Annotated in this window: 18 protein-coding genes and 1 pseudogene; 6 read left to right on the top strand and 13 right to left on the bottom strand. The window is 64.1% G+C overall.

Going from position 1 to position 15,114, the window contains the following annotated elements; translation table 11 throughout:
• Positions 1-83 precede the first annotated feature (83 nt).
• Positions 84-1,739 carry a fumarate hydratase gene (locus tag IF809_RS06630; protein WP_462837143.1) on the top strand — a complete coding sequence of 552 codons (1,656 nt, stop codon included), beginning with the start codon at positions 84-86 and terminating at the stop codon, positions 1,737-1,739.
• A 40-nt stretch (positions 1,740-1,779) separates the two neighbouring features.
• Here IF809_RS06630 and IF809_RS06625 read toward each other — a convergent pair whose 3' ends face one another.
• The 5 genes from IF809_RS06625 to IF809_RS06605 form a co-directional block, all read right to left on the bottom strand.
• Entirely contained in the window at positions 1,780-2,076 is a 297-nt protein-coding gene (locus IF809_RS06625; RefSeq protein ID WP_453983076.1) for a hypothetical protein, read from the bottom strand.
• A 110-nt stretch (positions 2,077-2,186) separates the two neighbouring features.
• Positions 2,187-2,741: an inner membrane-spanning protein YciB gene (locus IF809_RS06620; RefSeq protein ID WP_128965444.1), complete on the bottom strand. Its 555-nt coding sequence runs from the start codon at positions 2,739-2,741 to the stop codon at positions 2,187-2,189.
• Positions 2,742-2,754: 13 nt separating this feature from the next.
• Positions 2,755-3,330: a hypothetical protein gene (locus IF809_RS06615; protein WP_462837225.1), complete on the bottom strand. Its 576-nt coding sequence runs from the start codon at positions 3,328-3,330 to the stop codon at positions 2,755-2,757.
• Between the two features lie 75 nt (positions 3,331-3,405).
• Complete coding sequence (locus IF809_RS06610) at positions 3,406-3,888, bottom strand: MAPEG family protein (RefSeq protein ID WP_462837142.1); 483 nt, start codon at positions 3,886-3,888, stop codon at positions 3,406-3,408.
• 146 nt (positions 3,889-4,034) lie between these two features.
• Complete coding sequence (locus IF809_RS06605) at positions 4,035-5,432, bottom strand: carotenoid oxygenase family protein (RefSeq protein WP_462837141.1); 1,398 nt, start codon at positions 5,430-5,432, stop codon at positions 4,035-4,037.
• A 104-nt stretch (positions 5,433-5,536) separates the two neighbouring features.
• Here IF809_RS06605 and IF809_RS06600 point away from each other — a divergent pair, with 104 nt between their 5' ends.
• Both IF809_RS06600 and IF809_RS06595 read left to right on the top strand, forming a co-directional pair.
• On the top strand, positions 5,537-6,247 hold the full coding sequence (locus tag IF809_RS06600) for a TetR/AcrR family transcriptional regulator (RefSeq protein WP_462837140.1): 711 nt from the start codon (positions 5,537-5,539) through the stop codon (positions 6,245-6,247).
• A 201-nt stretch (positions 6,248-6,448) separates the two neighbouring features.
• Positions 6,449-7,015, top strand: a complete 567-nt coding sequence (locus IF809_RS06595; RefSeq protein ID WP_453983081.1) for an SET domain-containing protein — start codon at positions 6,449-6,451, stop codon at positions 7,013-7,015.
• A 74-nt stretch (positions 7,016-7,089) separates the two neighbouring features.
• Here IF809_RS06595 and IF809_RS06590 read toward each other — a convergent pair whose 3' ends face one another.
• Both IF809_RS06590 and IF809_RS06585 read right to left on the bottom strand, forming a co-directional pair.
• Positions 7,090-7,488, bottom strand: a complete 399-nt coding sequence (locus IF809_RS06590) for a hypothetical protein (protein ID WP_462837139.1) — start codon at positions 7,486-7,488, stop codon at positions 7,090-7,092.
• Positions 7,489-7,524: 36 nt separating this feature from the next.
• Positions 7,525-7,755, bottom strand: coding sequence for a hypothetical protein (locus IF809_RS06585; protein ID WP_453983083.1), 231 nt, complete (start codon positions 7,753-7,755; stop codon positions 7,525-7,527).
• A 101-nt stretch (positions 7,756-7,856) separates the two neighbouring features.
• Between IF809_RS06585 and IF809_RS06580 the strand changes: the two genes are divergently transcribed.
• Together IF809_RS06580 and IF809_RS06575 are read left to right on the top strand one after the other, a co-directional pair.
• Positions 7,857-8,678: a helix-turn-helix domain-containing protein gene (locus tag IF809_RS06580; RefSeq protein WP_453983084.1), complete on the top strand. Its 822-nt coding sequence runs from the start codon at positions 7,857-7,859 to the stop codon at positions 8,676-8,678.
• Positions 8,679-8,757: 79 nt separating this feature from the next.
• Complete coding sequence (locus IF809_RS06575; RefSeq protein WP_453983085.1) at positions 8,758-9,423, top strand: DsbA family oxidoreductase; 666 nt, start codon at positions 8,758-8,760, stop codon at positions 9,421-9,423.
• Between the two features lie 6 nt (positions 9,424-9,429).
• On the opposite strand, the gene IF809_RS06570 is transcribed toward IF809_RS06575, so the two are convergent.
• From IF809_RS06570 to IF809_RS06545, 6 genes and pseudogenes are all read right to left on the bottom strand, one after another.
• Positions 9,430-10,590 carry a GNAT family N-acetyltransferase gene (locus tag IF809_RS06570; RefSeq protein WP_453996955.1) on the bottom strand — a complete coding sequence of 387 codons (1,161 nt, stop codon included), beginning with the start codon at positions 10,588-10,590 and terminating at the stop codon, positions 9,430-9,432.
• A 106-nt stretch (positions 10,591-10,696) separates the two neighbouring features.
• Complete coding sequence (locus IF809_RS06565) at positions 10,697-11,185, bottom strand: DUF6789 family protein (protein ID WP_128965454.1); 489 nt, start codon at positions 11,183-11,185, stop codon at positions 10,697-10,699.
• A gap of 19 nt (positions 11,186-11,204) precedes the next feature.
• Complete coding sequence (gene ccoG, locus IF809_RS06560) at positions 11,205-12,644, bottom strand: cytochrome c oxidase accessory protein CcoG (RefSeq protein ID WP_453983087.1); 1,440 nt, start codon at positions 12,642-12,644, stop codon at positions 11,205-11,207.
• 37 nt (positions 12,645-12,681) lie between these two features.
• A complete protein-coding gene (locus IF809_RS06555; RefSeq protein ID WP_128965456.1) occupies positions 12,682-12,885 on the bottom strand; it encodes a YgaP family membrane protein in 204 nt (67 codons plus the stop codon).
• A gap of 12 nt (positions 12,886-12,897) precedes the next feature.
• A pseudogene (gene trxC / locus IF809_RS06550) lies at positions 12,898-13,330 on the bottom strand (thioredoxin TrxC).
• Positions 13,327-14,613 (bottom strand): NAD(P)/FAD-dependent oxidoreductase, encoded by a 1,287-nt coding sequence (locus IF809_RS06545; protein ID WP_453996957.1) that lies wholly within the window; start codon positions 14,611-14,613, stop codon positions 13,327-13,329. The pseudogene trxC and the gene IF809_RS06545 overlap by 4 nt, the downstream one beginning before the upstream one ends.
• 115 nt (positions 14,614-14,728) lie before the next feature.
• Here IF809_RS06545 and IF809_RS06540 point away from each other — a divergent pair, with 115 nt between their 5' ends.
• On the top strand, positions 14,729-15,028 hold the full coding sequence (locus IF809_RS06540; RefSeq protein WP_453983622.1) for an ArsR/SmtB family transcription factor: 300 nt from the start codon (positions 14,729-14,731) through the stop codon (positions 15,026-15,028).
• Positions 15,029-15,114: the final 86 nt, after the last annotated feature.

The following is a 15,114-nucleotide window of genomic DNA, read 5'->3' as shown; positions in this document are numbered from 1 at the left end:
CGCCTTCCCTTTGCGGGAAAAAAGCTTAGAACGCTTCCATGCTTAGAGGCCCCTAAAGGGCTCCAGAACCCGAGATCCGCCCCATGAACGCTCCGACCGCCTTTCCCGACCAGTCCAAGCCCGTTCCGCCCTACAAGCACACCCCGCTGTTCCCGCTCGGCAAGGACGAGACGCCCTACAAGAAGATCTCGACCGAGGGCGTGCGGGTCGAGAAGGTCTTGGGGAAGGACATGCTGGTGGTGTCGCGCGAGGCGCTGCGGGCGCTGTCGGAGGCGGCTTTTGGCGACATCAACCATTATCTGCGCCCGGGCCATCTGAAGCAGCTCCGCGCGATCCTGGAGGACGGCGAGGCGAGCCCGAACGACAAGTTCGTCGCGCTGGACTTTTTGAAGAACGCCAACATCGCGGCCGGCGGCGTGCTGCCGATGTGCCAGGACACCGGCACCGCGATCATCATGGGCAAGAAGGGCTGCAACGTCATCACCGACGGTGACGACGAGGCGGCGTTGTCGGAAGGCGCGCGCGATGCCTACCTGCGCCGCAATCTGCGCTACTCGCAGGTCGCGCCGCTCTCGATGTACGAGGAGAAGAACACCGCCAACAACATGCCGGCGCAGTGCGAGATCTACGCCGAGGGCGACGATGCCTACAAGTTCATGTTCATGGCGAAGGGCGGCGGCTCCGCCAACAAGAGCTTCCTGTTCCAGGCAACGCCCTCGGTGCTGACCAGGGACCGGCTGCTCGCCTTCCTCAAGGAGAAGATCCTCACGCTCGGCACCGCGGCGTGCCCGCCCTATCACCTTGCCATCGTGATCGGCGGCACCTCGGCCGAACTCTGCATGAAGACGGTGAAGCTCGCCTCCGCGCGCTATCTCGATGCGCTGCCGACGCACGGCTCGCCCGACGGCAACGCCTTCCGCGACGTCGAGATGGAGAAGGAAATCCACAAGATGACGCAAAGCCTGGGCGTTGGCGCGCAGTTCGGCGGCAAGTATTTCTGCCACGACGTCCGCGTGATCCGCATGCCGCGCCATGGCGCTTCGCTGCCGATCGGGCTCGGGGTGTCCTGCTCGGCAGACCGCCAGGTGCTCGGCAAGATCACCAAAGACGGGGTCTATCTCGAGGAGCTCGAGCACAACCCGGCGCAATATCTGCCGCAGGTGGAAGAATCGCTCGGCGGCGAGGTCGTCAAGATCGACCTCAACCAGCCGATGAAGGACATCCTGGCGACGTTCTCGAAGTACCCGATCAAGACCCGCGTCTCGATGACCGGCACCATGATCGTCGCGCGCGACAGCGCGCATGCCAAGCTGCGCGAGCGGCTGGAGAAGGGCGAGCCGCTGCCTGATTATTTCAAGAACCACCCGGTCTATTACGCCGGTCCGGCCAAGACGCCCGAAGGCTACGCCTCCGGCGCGTTCGGGCCGACCACGGCAGGCCGCATGGATTCCTTCGTCGACCAGTTCCAGGCCGCCGGCGGCTCGATGGTGATGCTGGCCAAGGGCAACCGCGCGCCGGCGGTGCGCGAGGCCTGTAAGAAATACGGCGGCTTCTATCTCGGCTCGATCGGGGGCGCCGCGGCCAACCTCGCCGAGCACTGCATCAAGAAGGTCGAGGTGCTCGAATATCCCGAGCTCGGCATGGAAGCGATCTGGCGCATCGAAGTCGTCGACTTCCCGGCGTTCATCATCATCGACGACAAGGGCAACGACTTCTTCAAGGAGCTCAATCTGGGCTAACTCTTCACCTCGCCCCGCGTGAGCGGGGCGAGGCAGAAGGTCAAGCGCGCGTGCCAGTGAACGGGAAGCTGCCCATCGGGCCGATGCTCGCCTCGCCCGAGATGCTGTCGCCGGAAACCTTGCCGGAGAAAGCCAGCGTCAGTGGCATCGGATTGACGATTGAGACCTTCCAGGCGACGTCGTCGCCGTTCACGGTGCCCTCGAAGATCTCGGTGGATTCACCTTCCGCGCCCTGCGTGCCCGTCAACGTGCCTCCGGAGCTCTTCACGCTCAGCGTCGTCTGGCGCTCGCCCATCGGCGTCGACAAAGTCAGATTCCAGTTGCCGTCCACGGCCATTCGCGTCTCCCGAACGATGATTTCGGCGGGCTGCGATGATCCGCAGCCAGTCCAGGGGCGAGGCTATAGCGCAACTTGAAGCCGCCGCCTAATGCCTCCTTGAGCGACTATCAGGCGCGGGCCGCCGCGCGCCGGCGGCTGGTGACGACGAGCCTGAACACCACATACTGCACGGCAAAGGCGAGGGCCTTGGCGCCGCCCGCGACCGCGGAGATGTAGAACGCCCACAGCTTCAGGTCGCCGGTGGCGGCGACCGCGATGGTGCCGGCGCCGAGCACGAACATCAGCGCGGCCCAAGCATAGCCCGCGGCGGTGACATATTCCGGCGCGGTCTCGACCACCATCGGCGGCATGTAGCGCAGCATCCAGCCGCGCTTGAGCATGATCACGCCGATCGCGAAATGGGCGATCGCAGGCTTTGCCATCACGAAGCGCGGATCGTTGGTCAGCAGCGTCACCGTACCCAGCACGACGACCAGCGCGACGCTCGCATAGGTCATGTAGCCGAGCTCGCGCCCCTTGATGCGGGCATAGATCACCTGGGCGATCGCCCCTGCAATCGCCACCGACGTCGCCAGGATGACGTTGTCGGTGACCAGATAGATCACCAGGAAGACGATGGCCGAGAGGAAGTCGGAGGCGAGGCGGGCGAATACGTCCTTCATTGTCGGTCCTGTCTCACTGGGCTTCAGGCAGCGCGCCATCAGGCGCACCATACTTGATCTGACGATATTCAGGATACCATTTGGTGAAGTAGATTGCGCTGTTGCGGGCGGCGAAGGCGACCGCAATGCCCGACCAGACCGGCAGGCCCGGGAAGTAGAGCAGCACGATGTTGGCGGCCATCATCAGCAGAGCGGCGATCGTCCATGCGCCGGTGATGATGTAGTTGGCGGTAAGAAAGCCCGGCATTGCCGCGGTCTCGGCCGGAACGGATTCGATCGCGTATTGCAGCGTGAAGGGCCGACGCGCGAGCATCGAGCCGAGCGAGATGACGAAGATGCCGATGTCGATCGAGAGCTTGACGCCGAGCGGGCTGAGCGTGGGGTCGCGCAGCGCGAGGTAGAGGCCGAGCCCTGCGAACAGGATCGCGGAGCCGGCGGCCAGGATCTTCACCGAGCGGCCGCGTGCAACATCGATCGCAATCGTGACGAGGCAGATGGCGGAGCCCGCGAACACGGTGGCCGTGGCCGACGTCATGAACATCAGGAAGGTGTAGACGCCATAGGGGGCTAGGATCAGGAAGATCGTCATGGTCGCCTCGATCGCAGTGATCTTTACGATGTCAAGATTGATAATGCAGGGGCGATGCCGGGTCAAGCTAAATCTTTACACTGTCAAAATTATTGCGATCGTCTTCAATAAATCAATTGTTGCAAGGACTTGATCCGAAATTTCGTCGGCGATCGCGACCCAGGGCAGGCGCGACAGAATGGTCAGCGCGCAGGAGATCAACAGGCCGATGGTCAGGAAGATGCTGCCGGCGCGGCAGATGGTGAATTTGAGCGAGCTAGGCGCTGCGTACATGCCGAGCGGATGCAACAGCCGCGACAGCAGGAGCGCACTCATCAGCAGGTGAATGCGTAGCGGCGAAGCGCCGGATATTTCGAGCAGGGCGACCATCAGGACGATGATGGGGACATATTCCATGAAATTGCCATGGGCGCGGATCGCGCTGCGCAGGCCTTCATTGCCCCCATCGTTGAACGGCGCGCCGCTGATCCGTCGCAGCCGGACGACTTGCAGCGCGAGCGCAGCGTAGATCAGTGCGAGGATGGCCAGATAGTTCGCCGTGATCGTGGGGACGTGCATGCGGACCTCCATGCGCTGTCATTCCGGGGCACGCGAAGCGTCGAACTACGGTGCGCAATTGCGCACCTGAGAATCCATTTGGCAATGGAACGCGCGGTGAAATGGATTCCGGGTTCGCGCGAAGGGCGCGCCCCGGAATGACAAAACTATACCGCGCCCACCCAATTGCCGTGAAAGCCGTCGGGCACGCGATGGCCGAGCTGTACCAGCGCGGCGGGGCCGGCCTCGATGTCGGTGGCATTGAAGACGGCGAGGTCGCTGCGGTTCTCTCGCCCGCGCCAGACCACCGCCAGCAGCCAGCCGTCACCTTCCGCCGCATCCTTCGATCGCTCGACGAACACGGGCTCGGAGATGGTATCGCCTGATGGCAACAGATAGTGGCCGAGCCGCTTGCCCGCGCCGTCGACATGGACGATGCCTGACAGCGCGCCGAACATCGGCGCCTTCGGATTGGCACAGGCGTACCAGCCGTGTCGGCTCTTCAGGCCGGCACGTCGGTCGTCGATGCGCGGGAATTCGCCGGTGAGATCGTCGAGATAGGTTTGCTGGAACCGGTCGGTATTGCCCGAGAGATCGAACGTCCAGCGGCAGTGACGGGCGCGCGATTTCTCCGGATCCGTCGGCCGGCCGTCGGGATGCGGAAACAGCGGGGCCTCTTCGAACTGCATGACGTCGGCGACGATGCGATTTCCGTCCTCCCACGCATTCATGATGTGGAAGACGTAGCAGGCTTCACCGCGGAACCAGACGATGTCCTTTGCCTTGCCTTTGCGCTTCATCACGCCGACATAGGCGCCTTTCTCCGGTTCCCACGCATAGGGCGGCTTGCCGCTCATCGCACGTTCCCTGCTGCCGGTGAGGGGCAGGATCGGAAACAGCACGTGATTCTCGGTGACGATGAAGTCGTGCACCATGCTGGCATAGGGCGTCTCGAAACGTTCGAAGCGCGTGAGCTTGCCGCTCGCATCGATCGATCCGTAGGAGAGGGCTGACGTCAGCGGCCCCGCCGCATTGTAGCCGAAGAACACCAGCTCGCCCGTCACGGGATCGATCTTTGGATGTGCGGTGAAGGGGGCGGCGATGCGGCCCTGGTAATTGCAATAACCGCGCGTTGCCAGCGTGCCCGGCTCGATCGCGGTCGGCAGATGTCCTTCTTCAAGCGCGAGCAGCTTGCCGGCATGGAAGACGATATTGGTGTTGGCGACGCCGCCGTCGGTGAGATCCGGCGGCGCATCCGGCAGCTTGCGGCCGAAGCCGCCGAACAGCGCGCGGCCGGCATCGTGCTCGGCGAGCCATTTGGGTGTGCGGACCCAGCGGTTGCGATAGCTGGCGCGCCCCTCCGCGAGATGAAAGGCGTGCAGCATGCCGTCGCCGACAAACCAGTGGGCGCCGGGGGAAGAGAATTGCGGGTTGGGACCGTTGCGGTAGAGCGTGCCGTTCAGCTCGCGCGGCAGTTCGCCGACGATGTTGAGGAAGGGCGCTTCCGCCTCGAACGGGATGGGCGCGATGTTGTTGCGGCGCTCGGCCGTTGCATCCTGAAGCATGCGTATCCTCCTTATCTTTACATCGTAAAGATTGCATAGAACCGGAAGCCACATTCGTCAAGTGAAATCTTTACACTGTCAATATTGCGTCATATAGCTTGTAAATGGCCAAGAGAGACACCAAGAGCGAAACGGCGCGGCGTCCGCGCCAGGCGAAAAAGACGCCGCCTGCGTCGGGTCCGGCGAACGCAAAGACCGAAACGCCTTATCATCATGGCGCCTTGCGCGAGGCGCTGCTCGACGCGGCCGAACGGGTGCTGGAGCGCGACGGGCTCGCCGGCCTGACACTGCGCGCGGTGGCGCGCGAGGCCGGCGTCTCGCATGCCGCGCCGACCCATCATTTCGGCGATCTCACCGGGCTCGTCAGCGAGCTTGCGGCGATCGGCTTCCGCCAGTTCAATGCGGCGATGACCGCCGCCTGCGAGGCGATTACCTCGCCGCTGGAACGGGCGCTGGCGCGCCCGAAGGCCTACGTCGCCTATGCGCAGGCGCATCCAGGCATGTACGGTCTGATGTTCCGTACCGAGCGGCTCGACTATTCCAGGCCATCGCTGCACGAGGCCGCGGAATCCTCTTTCGCCGGACTTGCCAATGCCATCGGCGCGATACGGCAGGAGCCGATCAGCGGCGACAAATTGACCATCGAGCAGGGCGCTGCGATCGCGCGGGCCTGGTCCATGGTGCACGGTTTCACCATGCTGCTGCTCGATGGACGGCTCGAGGATATCTTGCAGCGGCTGCCCGCGGGCACGACGGCCGAACAGCTTCTGGAAGCGATCCTGAGGTCGACGGTGGCGGGGAAACTCCCGAGGTAGTGCCGGGCAGGCCGATGTGGCGGGCACCATGACGACGCCAGCATCTTGCGGAACTCCATCCATCGGCATCTTCGCTAGGCAAGTTCACTGTGGGCAAGGCTCGGACGCAGTCCGAAAGACCTGACAGCGGCGCGGAATCGTTCTAGAAGAGCGGCTTCGCTTGGGCATCCGGCCCAGTTTGCGTCCTCATTTCTTTCGATCATGCCAGCCATCGCTCCCCGCAAAGCCTATCGCGTCGGTCGTTCCAAGACCGGACTCGGCCTCTTCGCCACCATGCCGATCAAGAAGGGCACCCGGATCATCCGTTATTTCGGGCCGATCCTGGACTGCCGCATTCCTGAGCAGGACGAGATCGAGAACAAATATCTGTTCGAGCTCAACGGCCGCTGGACGATCGACGGCTCGGTGCGCAAGAATCTCGCCCGCTACATCAACCATTCCTGCCGGCCCAATGCCGAATCCGACGTCCGTCCGCGCGAGCGCAAGGTGTTCATCCGTGCCATCAAGGACATCGAGCCGGGCGAGGAGATCAACTACGATTATGGCACCGATTATTTCAAAGCCTATCTGAAGCCGATCGGCTGCAAGTGCGCTTCCTGCGAAAACAAGCGCAAGAAACAGCGCGCTGAAGCGCGTGCCGAACGCGCCAAGGTGAAGGCGCGCGCCGAGCGCAAGGCGCAGAAGGCGGGCGCGAAAACCACCGCGATGAAAAAGAAGAAGCTGAACGGCAAGCATTTTGCCGGCAGGGTCGGCCGCGCGAAGGGGTAATTCTCCGTACGGCGTGGGTTGCGGCTCAGCGCCGCAACGCGAGAGCGTTGCAGCGCGTCCGGGACACGAGATCTTCACGCAGTCGCTACACGCCCGCTCTTCCCCAGGCCCACATATTGCAACTCGGCGAACACGCCCGTCGCGATCGCCTGCGCCACGATCATCAGCTCGCCCGCGACATTCGGTGACACCGCGCCTGAGAACAGCAGCGCGATGCTGCCGACCGTCCAGGCGGCGTTGCCGGTCACGACCAGCAGCACGAGCGGCTTCGGCACCATGATGCGCGAAGCCAGCCAGCCGACCAGCGCGGTGTAGGCAAGCAGGAACAGGCCGGTTTCGCGCAACAACGTCTCAGGCAAATTGAACAGCGTCGCGAACGCGCCGGCACCGAAGGTGAAGCCGATTGCGGCGATCCCGCTGAAGACGGCATCGGCGAGCAGGGCGCGGCGCAGGAAGCTGGATGCATCGATCATGAGAGGTCTCCGTGGTTGGTTGGACGCGGGGTGAAACTATTGGCGTCCGCGCCACCAGGCGCGGAACAGGCGGGTAAGGCGGACCGGGCACAGGCTCCTGCCGACGCTGTGCTCGAAGGCGGTGACCTGCGCGACGACGTAGTCGCCGGTCGAGTGCAACAACGGCTCGGGCATGTTGAGTCCGCGCGCCAGCATCCGGGTCGCGAAGGTCACGCCCCAGGGGAGGATGTGGTCGGCGAGGGTCCGGTAGAGCAGCAGCGCGATCATGGTCATCTCCTATCGTGACCGAAGATGCGCGCAATCAGGACCCAATTCGATTACCTCGGTGGTAATGGATGGGGCGAAATGTGCGTGGTAGGTTTCCGGCCATGAACGCACATGCATCCACGGCACGCGCCGAACCCAGCCAGCCGGTCCATATCGGCGACCATTTGCGCGAATGGCGGCAGCGCCGCCGCATGAGCCAGCTCGATCTCGCGGGCGAGGCGGAGATTTCCGCGCGGCATTTGAGTTTCGTCGAGACCGGCCGGGCCGCGCCCTCGCGCGAGATGGTGTTGCGGCTCGCCGAGCGCCTCGACGTTCCCTTGCGCGAACGCAACGTGCTGCTCGTTGCCGCCGGCTACGCGCCGGCCTTTCCGCAGCGTCCGCTGGAGGATCCCGCCTTGAAATCAGCCCGGCAGGCCATCGATCTCGTCCTCAAAGCGCATGAGCCAAATCCGGCGCTGGCCTATGACCGGCACTGGAACCTGGTGTCCGCCAACCGCATGGTGGCGCCGCTGCTCGCCGGCGTCCCGGAGCGGCTGCTGGGCCAGCCCTTCAACGTGCTGCGGCTCGCCTTTCATCCCGAAGGATTGGCGCCGCGCACGGTCAATCTGGCGGAGTGGTGCGCGCATCTGCTCGAGCGCCTGCACCGGCAATGCGAGGCGACGGCCGATCCTGAGTTGATCAAGCTCTACAACGACCTCAAGAGCTATCCCATTCCGGCGCGATCGGGGCCGCTGGCGGGCGACAATGTCGCGATTCCCTTCAAGCTGCGGCAGGACGGCGAGATACTCAGCTTCTTCTCCACCACCATGGTGTTCGGCACGCCCGTCGACATCACCCTGTCGGAGCTGGCGCTGGAGACGTTCTTTCCGGCCGACGAGCGCACAGCCGAGCGGCTCAGGAAGATGGCCGCAGCCATGTCCTAGCGGTCTCGTCCAGTCCCCTTGCCTCGGGGTGGGTTCGGCTTATCTTGGGGCCAACCCGCACCGCCCCAAGGAGGCGCTCATGAGCACCCTGAAACCGCTCCAGATCGACGTCGTCTCCGACGTGGTGTGCCCCTGGTGCTATATCGGCAAGCACCGGATCGAGAGCGCGCTGGCGCTCGTGCCGGACGTGCCGGTGAAGCTGAATTTCCGTCCGTTCTTCCTCAATCCCTGGGTGCCGCGCGAGGGCATCAGCCGCGAGGATTATCTCACCACCAAGTTCGGTTCGGTGGAGGCCTATAAGGGCATTGCGGGACGCGTGGTTGCGGCGGCCAGTGACGAGGGGCTCGTCTACAAACCCGAACTGGTCGCGCGCCAGCCCAACACGACCGACTGCCACCGCCTGATCCTGTGGGCCGAGGCGATCGGCAAGGCGCCCGAAATGAAGCAGCGCCTGATGGAGCTGTATTTCCGCGACGGCGGCGATCTGACCGATGTCAACGTGCTGGTGCAGGCGGCGGCCGATGTCGGCCTCGATGCCGACGATGTCCGCAAGCGCCTCGCCACCGATGAGGACGTCGCGCGCGTCTCGGCCGACGCGCAGGAGGCCGCCGAGAAAGGAATCTCGGGCGTGCCGACCTACGTGTTTGCGCAAAAATACGCCGTTTCCGGCGCGCAGGATCCGAACCTGCTCGCCCGCGCCATCCGCCAGGTCTCGGCCGAGATCAACGCGCAGGCGGCGGAGTAGCGCGAACTATTTGCGGAGCAGGTGGATCGCGCGGCGCGCCGTCTCGCGCGCCAGGCCGCGCATAATCAGCGCCGCGTGGATCAGTGCAACGATCGGATCGTGCCGCCGCAGCGGGATTAGCACGTCGCCGATGGCAAAGCGGCCGCGCCAGATCGGGTTGATCATGGGGTGGTCGGCGCTTGCGGTGGAATCCGCGCTCGCAATGACCGGATCGGCGCAGAGATGGCGTGTCAGATCGAGCGTGAGCTGCACACCCGGCGAATATCTGGCGAAGCGCTCGTCAATGCCGAGCTTGAAGAAGAAGGCGCGGTCCTGGTGCCGCAGCACGATGCCGGCGGCGACCGGCGTCGCACCGGCGTGGAGCGTCACGATCTCGCACTGCGCGGTCTCGGCGAGCGCGGGCACGGCGCGACGGATGAAGGCCGCATCGCCCGCGTCCTGAAGCAGCGCGGTGCCGCGCTTGCCCTTCCAGCCGCTGGCTTCGAGCTGCAGGAAGGTTTCGAGCGCGGGCTTGATCTCGTCCACCTTGCGCGCGACGTCGAAGCTGATCGCGCCATGCTCCTCCAGGCGGTGCCGCTGCCGGCGCAGCTCCTTGAGCTTCTTGGCGCCGAGGGCCTCCTGCAGCAGCCTGTCGCCGTCCTGTGTCGCGTCGAGGCTGGCACGGACATAGGAGCTGAGGACGCGTGACGTCAGACGGTCACGGCCGAGCGCTTCCTTGAGCGAAGCCATTGCGGCGCCATCGAGCGCCACGTCGCGCAGGATCAGCGCATGGGCGCCGGCCTTGCGCGCCCGCTGCAACAGGCGCGTCGCGGCCTCGACCGAGACGTCGCGGTCGATCAGCGGGCTGCACAGCGTGCCATAGGGATGCGCGCTCACCAAAGCGGGGAGGGGAATCTTCCAGGCTTGCCAGAGCGAGACGACCGGCATCAATCCGATCAGCCGCGTCGATGAGCCGCCGCAGACCGACAGGGCCGAGGCGCCCGTACGGCCGCGTGCGCTTGCGCTGACGGCGAGCTCCCAGGCAGGCAAATAATAGCCGTTCGGCTCGACCGCCCGCTGCGCCAGTGCGCGCCACGGGCCGGGCTCGATCGCCGTGAGCGGGACGAGCGCGGGCGTTGCATCCTTCGATGCCGGACCAATCGCAGCCTGGTGCGCGATATCGACCACGTCCAATTGTCCCCGTTCACGTCAGGAGCGCCGGCGTTACGGGATCATGCTTAGCGCAAACGTTGGAAAATACCGTTGGGATGCGCGTTCAATTCGAGCGGTAGCGTTAACCGCTCGTTGACCACAGGCGGCCCGGTTCGGAGTGCAGCATGGAGAAGGCGATGCCCATGAATACGCTGTAGGCGAGCACCATCGCGAGGGAGAAGGCTGCGGGAAGCGCGCCGAGCTCCAAATGCGACGCGAACGGGCCTCTCCCGAGGATCGGAAAGTAGAACAGTCCCATCGCGATCCAGCCCATGATGCCGAAGACGAATCCCTTCACGACCGCGTTGTGGCCGGGCAGCAGATGGTAGGTGGACCGGAAGAGGATGCCGAGCACCAAAGTGCCGTTCACGAAGGACATGGCCCAGGGCACGGTCGGATGCACGGCGCCGCCGAGCCAGTCGCTCAGGCCATGCTGAAGATCCCGGTAGGGGTGAAAAGTCGGAAGCCAGCCCATCCAGCGCTTCACGAACATGACAGTGCTGTGGGCGGCGTTGCCGCACAGGCCGGCCGCCATGGATTTCCAGACCTTATGAGCTCCTATCTGGTGCATCGCCCTTTCGCCGAGTTCATCATCGGTCGGCCGGCACAAAATGGTCGCGGGCGGTCGCCGTCTGTCCGCTCGCAACATCGGTCGACCCGATCTCGACATTCACGGTCGACTTCGGCAACTGCGCTGGAGGAACCTGCACCGACATCCTGATCTCGCGGGTCTGGTCCTGACCGACCTCGACGATCAGCCTGCCGTCCGGCTGGCGCTCGATGCCGGCGATGCGCGCAGTCGCTCCCGGCAGACCCGAGACCTCGATTGCGAACGATCGCGCCATGCCCTTGTTGAGGAGGCGAACGGTATAGTCGTTGCGCACCCCGCCGTCGGCGAGCTGCACGAACAGCGGATTGCGCTCGTGCAGGACATTGATGCTCATCGTACTGCGTGTCGCAAGGGCATAAAGCATGATGGTCCCGACGAGGGCGATGGCGGCAGCATAGATCAGCGTGCGCGGGCGGATCACGCGATAGATCGGCGCCTTGCCCTCGCGGCGGCGCTGCATGTTGATGTCGGTGTCGTAGCCGATCAGGCCGCCTGGCCGGCCGATCTCGCCCATCACGTTGTTGCAGGCATCGATGCAAAGGCCGCATTGGATGCAGCCGAGCTGGATGCCATGGCGGATGTCGACGCCGGTCGGGCAGACATTGATGCACTGATGGCAGTCGACGCAGTCACCGGCGACATCGCCATGGGCACGGGCGGCCTCCGCCTTCTTCACCGACATGCGCGGCTCGCCGCGGTCCCGGCGATAGGTGACGTTGAGCGCCCACTCGTCGGTCAGTGCCGCCTGGATGCGCGGCCAGGGGCACATGTAGATGCAGGTCTGCTCGCGGGCGTGCCCGGCGAAAAGGTAAGTCGTGGCGGTAAGGATGCCGATCCAGAGATAGGCGATGAAGGGGGCCTGGAAAGTCGCCAGTTCTTTCACCAGGGTCGGTGCGTCATCGAAATAGAGCACCCAGGCGCCACCGGTCCACCACGCGATCATGATCCAGAGGAAGTGCTTGGTTGCGACTTTCCGGATGTGATCGAAGCTCCAGTAACGCTTGTCGCCCTGCATGCGCTCGCGCCGGTCGCCTTCGACCCAGCGCTCGACCGCGTAGAACAGGTCGGTCCACACCGTCTGTGGGCACAAATAGCCGCACCACAGCCGCCCTGCCACCGCGTTCATCAGGAACAGCGTCATCGCAGCGATGATCAGCAGGCCGGTGAAGTAATAGACCTCCTGCGGCCACAGCTCGATGAAGAAGAAATAGAAGCGGCGATGCGGCAGGTCGATCAGCACCGCCTGGTCGGGCAGGCCGGGCCCGCGATTCCAGCGCACGAACGGCAACAGGTAGTAAATCCCGAGCGTGACGCAGAGGATCGCCCATTTGATGCGGCGGAACGTGCCGTGCACCGACTGTGGATAGACCTTCTTGCGCTTCTCGTAGAGAGGCCCTTCGATGAAGGTGTCGTCGGTCATGGCAAATTCCCCCGCATCACAATCTACGCCGGCGCGTTCACGAGAACGCGCAGCCGCTGTTCAGGCCCAGCTTCTTGAACACGATCGCCGCGGGGCAGAAGCCCGTAAACGAGGCCTGCAACATGTTCAGCCCGGCAAAGGCCGTCAGCAGGTACCAGTACTCATTGACGTATGTGCCCAGCGCAAGTCCGAGCAGGACGACGAATCCTGCGAAGGCGAGAACGGCTTTATCGACATTCATGGTATGCTCCTCTTAGGTGTGATCACGTGAACGGGTCAGACTGGCCTCGGTCCAGGCCACGATGCTGCGTGCGTCCATCGCGCCCGCCGCGCATCAGCAGCAGCGTCGGGATGCCGCTGATGTTGAAGCGTGACGAGATTGCAGGCGCGTTGTCCGAATTGAGTTTCAGCAGCCGGACCTTCGGCTCCAGCTGTTGTGCGGCGCGCTCGAACATCGGCGCCATGGCGCGGCACGGGCCGCACCAGGGCGCCCAGACATCCACCAGCACGGGAATATCGTTGTTGGCGACATGGCGGCTGAACGCTTCTTCGTTCACCTCGATCGGATGACCGGTGAACATCGGCTGGTGACAGGCGCCGCAGCGCGCGCCCTCAGGCGCGCGTTCGACTGGCAGGCGATTGATGCGCCCGCAACTGCCACAGACGATCTGGCGTGGCGTGCTCATGTGCCGGTTCGAACCTCCTTGATCTTGGCGATATTCAGCTTGTCGAGAACGAAGCGCTCGTAGAACGGCTCGCTCTCGCCCCGCCGCATCTTGCGCAGGAAGTATTTCTCGAAGGCGACCTTGGCGAAGTGCACCCACTCGCCCTTGGACGACCAGTTCACGTTGCGCGGCGGGATCTGCGGCTGCGCGAGGAAGGCGACGCCGGAATCGCCGAAATCGGCGAGGCAGATCGCATTCCAGGTCGGTTGTGCCGTCGGCGCCTTGCCGCGGAGCAGGGCGCCGATGTTGATCGCAGTCGCCGTCACCATGGATTCGATCATGAAGCCGGTCTTGGGGACGCCGACGGGCACCGGTGTCGCGCCGACCGGCGCGATCGCGACGCAGACACCGACCGCAAAGATGTTGGGGAAGGTGGGGTTCTGCTGATGCTTGTCGACGACGACGAAGCCGCGCGGATTGGTCAGTTTCTCGATGCCCCGTACCGCCTCGACGCCGCGAAACGCGGGCAACATCATCGAATAGGCGAAGGGCAGCTCGTGGGCCTTGTGAGACGTGCCGTTGTCGGCGAACTCCTCCACCGACATCATGCCGGGGGCGACCTTGTCGACGCGGGCGTTGGTGATCCACTTGATGTGCTTCTCGCGCATCTCGCTTTCCAGAAGGCCCTTGGTGTCACCGACGCCGTCGAGCCCGAGATGGCCGATATAGGGCTCCGAGGTGACGAACGTCATGGGGACCCGGTCGCGCAGCTTCCGCCGGCGCAGCTCGGTTTCCAGAATGAAGAGAAATTCGTAGGCCGGGCCGAAGCAGGAGGCGCCTTGAACGGCTCCGATTACGACCGGACCGGGATTGGCCGCGAGCTTCTCGAAGGCTTCACGGGCATGCGCGGCATGGTCGACGTGGCAGATCGACTGGGTGTGGCCCTGCGGCCCGAGACCCGGAATTTCGTCGAACGCCAGCTCGGGGCCGGTGGCGACGACCAAATAATCATAGTCGATCGACGTGCCGTCGCCGAGTTCGACACGGTTCTCGGTCGGGTGGACACGCTTTGCGCCCTGTGTCAGCAGCCGCACGCCCTTGCGCTTCATGACATCGGCGAGATCGATCTCGATCTCTTCGCGCTTGCGCCAGCCGACCGCGACCCAGGGGTTCGAGGGCACGAAATGATAGACGGCGCCTTGCGAGATGACGCTGAGACGATCGTCCTTTCTCAATTGGGGCAGCAATTCATAGGCCATCAGCGTTCCGCTCAGGCCGGCTCCGATTACAACGACTTCCGCCATGGGTACCTCCGTTGGACCAATCTGCTCCGCCGGTTCAGTTCCGGCTGTCGTGCAGTGCTTGACTATATATTCGTATTTGCGTATATACGCAAGTATGAAGATGAACGTTGAGGTCATGGAGCGGGCGGCGGATCAGGCGAGCGAGCTGCTGAAGGCTCTCGCGAACCGGCACCGGCTGCTGATCATCTGTCAGTTGATCGACGGCGAACGATCCGTCGGCGAACTCGCCGAGTTCCTCGATCTGCGCGACTCCACCGTCTCGCAACATCTTGCGCTCCTTCGCAAGGATGGCTTGGTGTCCGCCCGGCGCGAGGCGCAGACGATCTTCTATTCGATCGCGAGCGAACCGGCGCGCGAGGTCCTGAAGACGCTTTACCAGGCGTTTTGCGCGCCGAAGTCTGCCAAGACCAAGTGAAACCTAGGAGAGCTCGGGGACGGGCGCCTTGAGAAGGATCAACGCGCCCCACTCCGATGCAGGTGAAATGAGCCGCGCAGCGGCGT

This window comes from Bradyrhizobium sp. UFLA06-24 (assembly GCF_054967145.1).
This window is presented reverse-complemented; position numbering and strand designations above follow the sequence as displayed.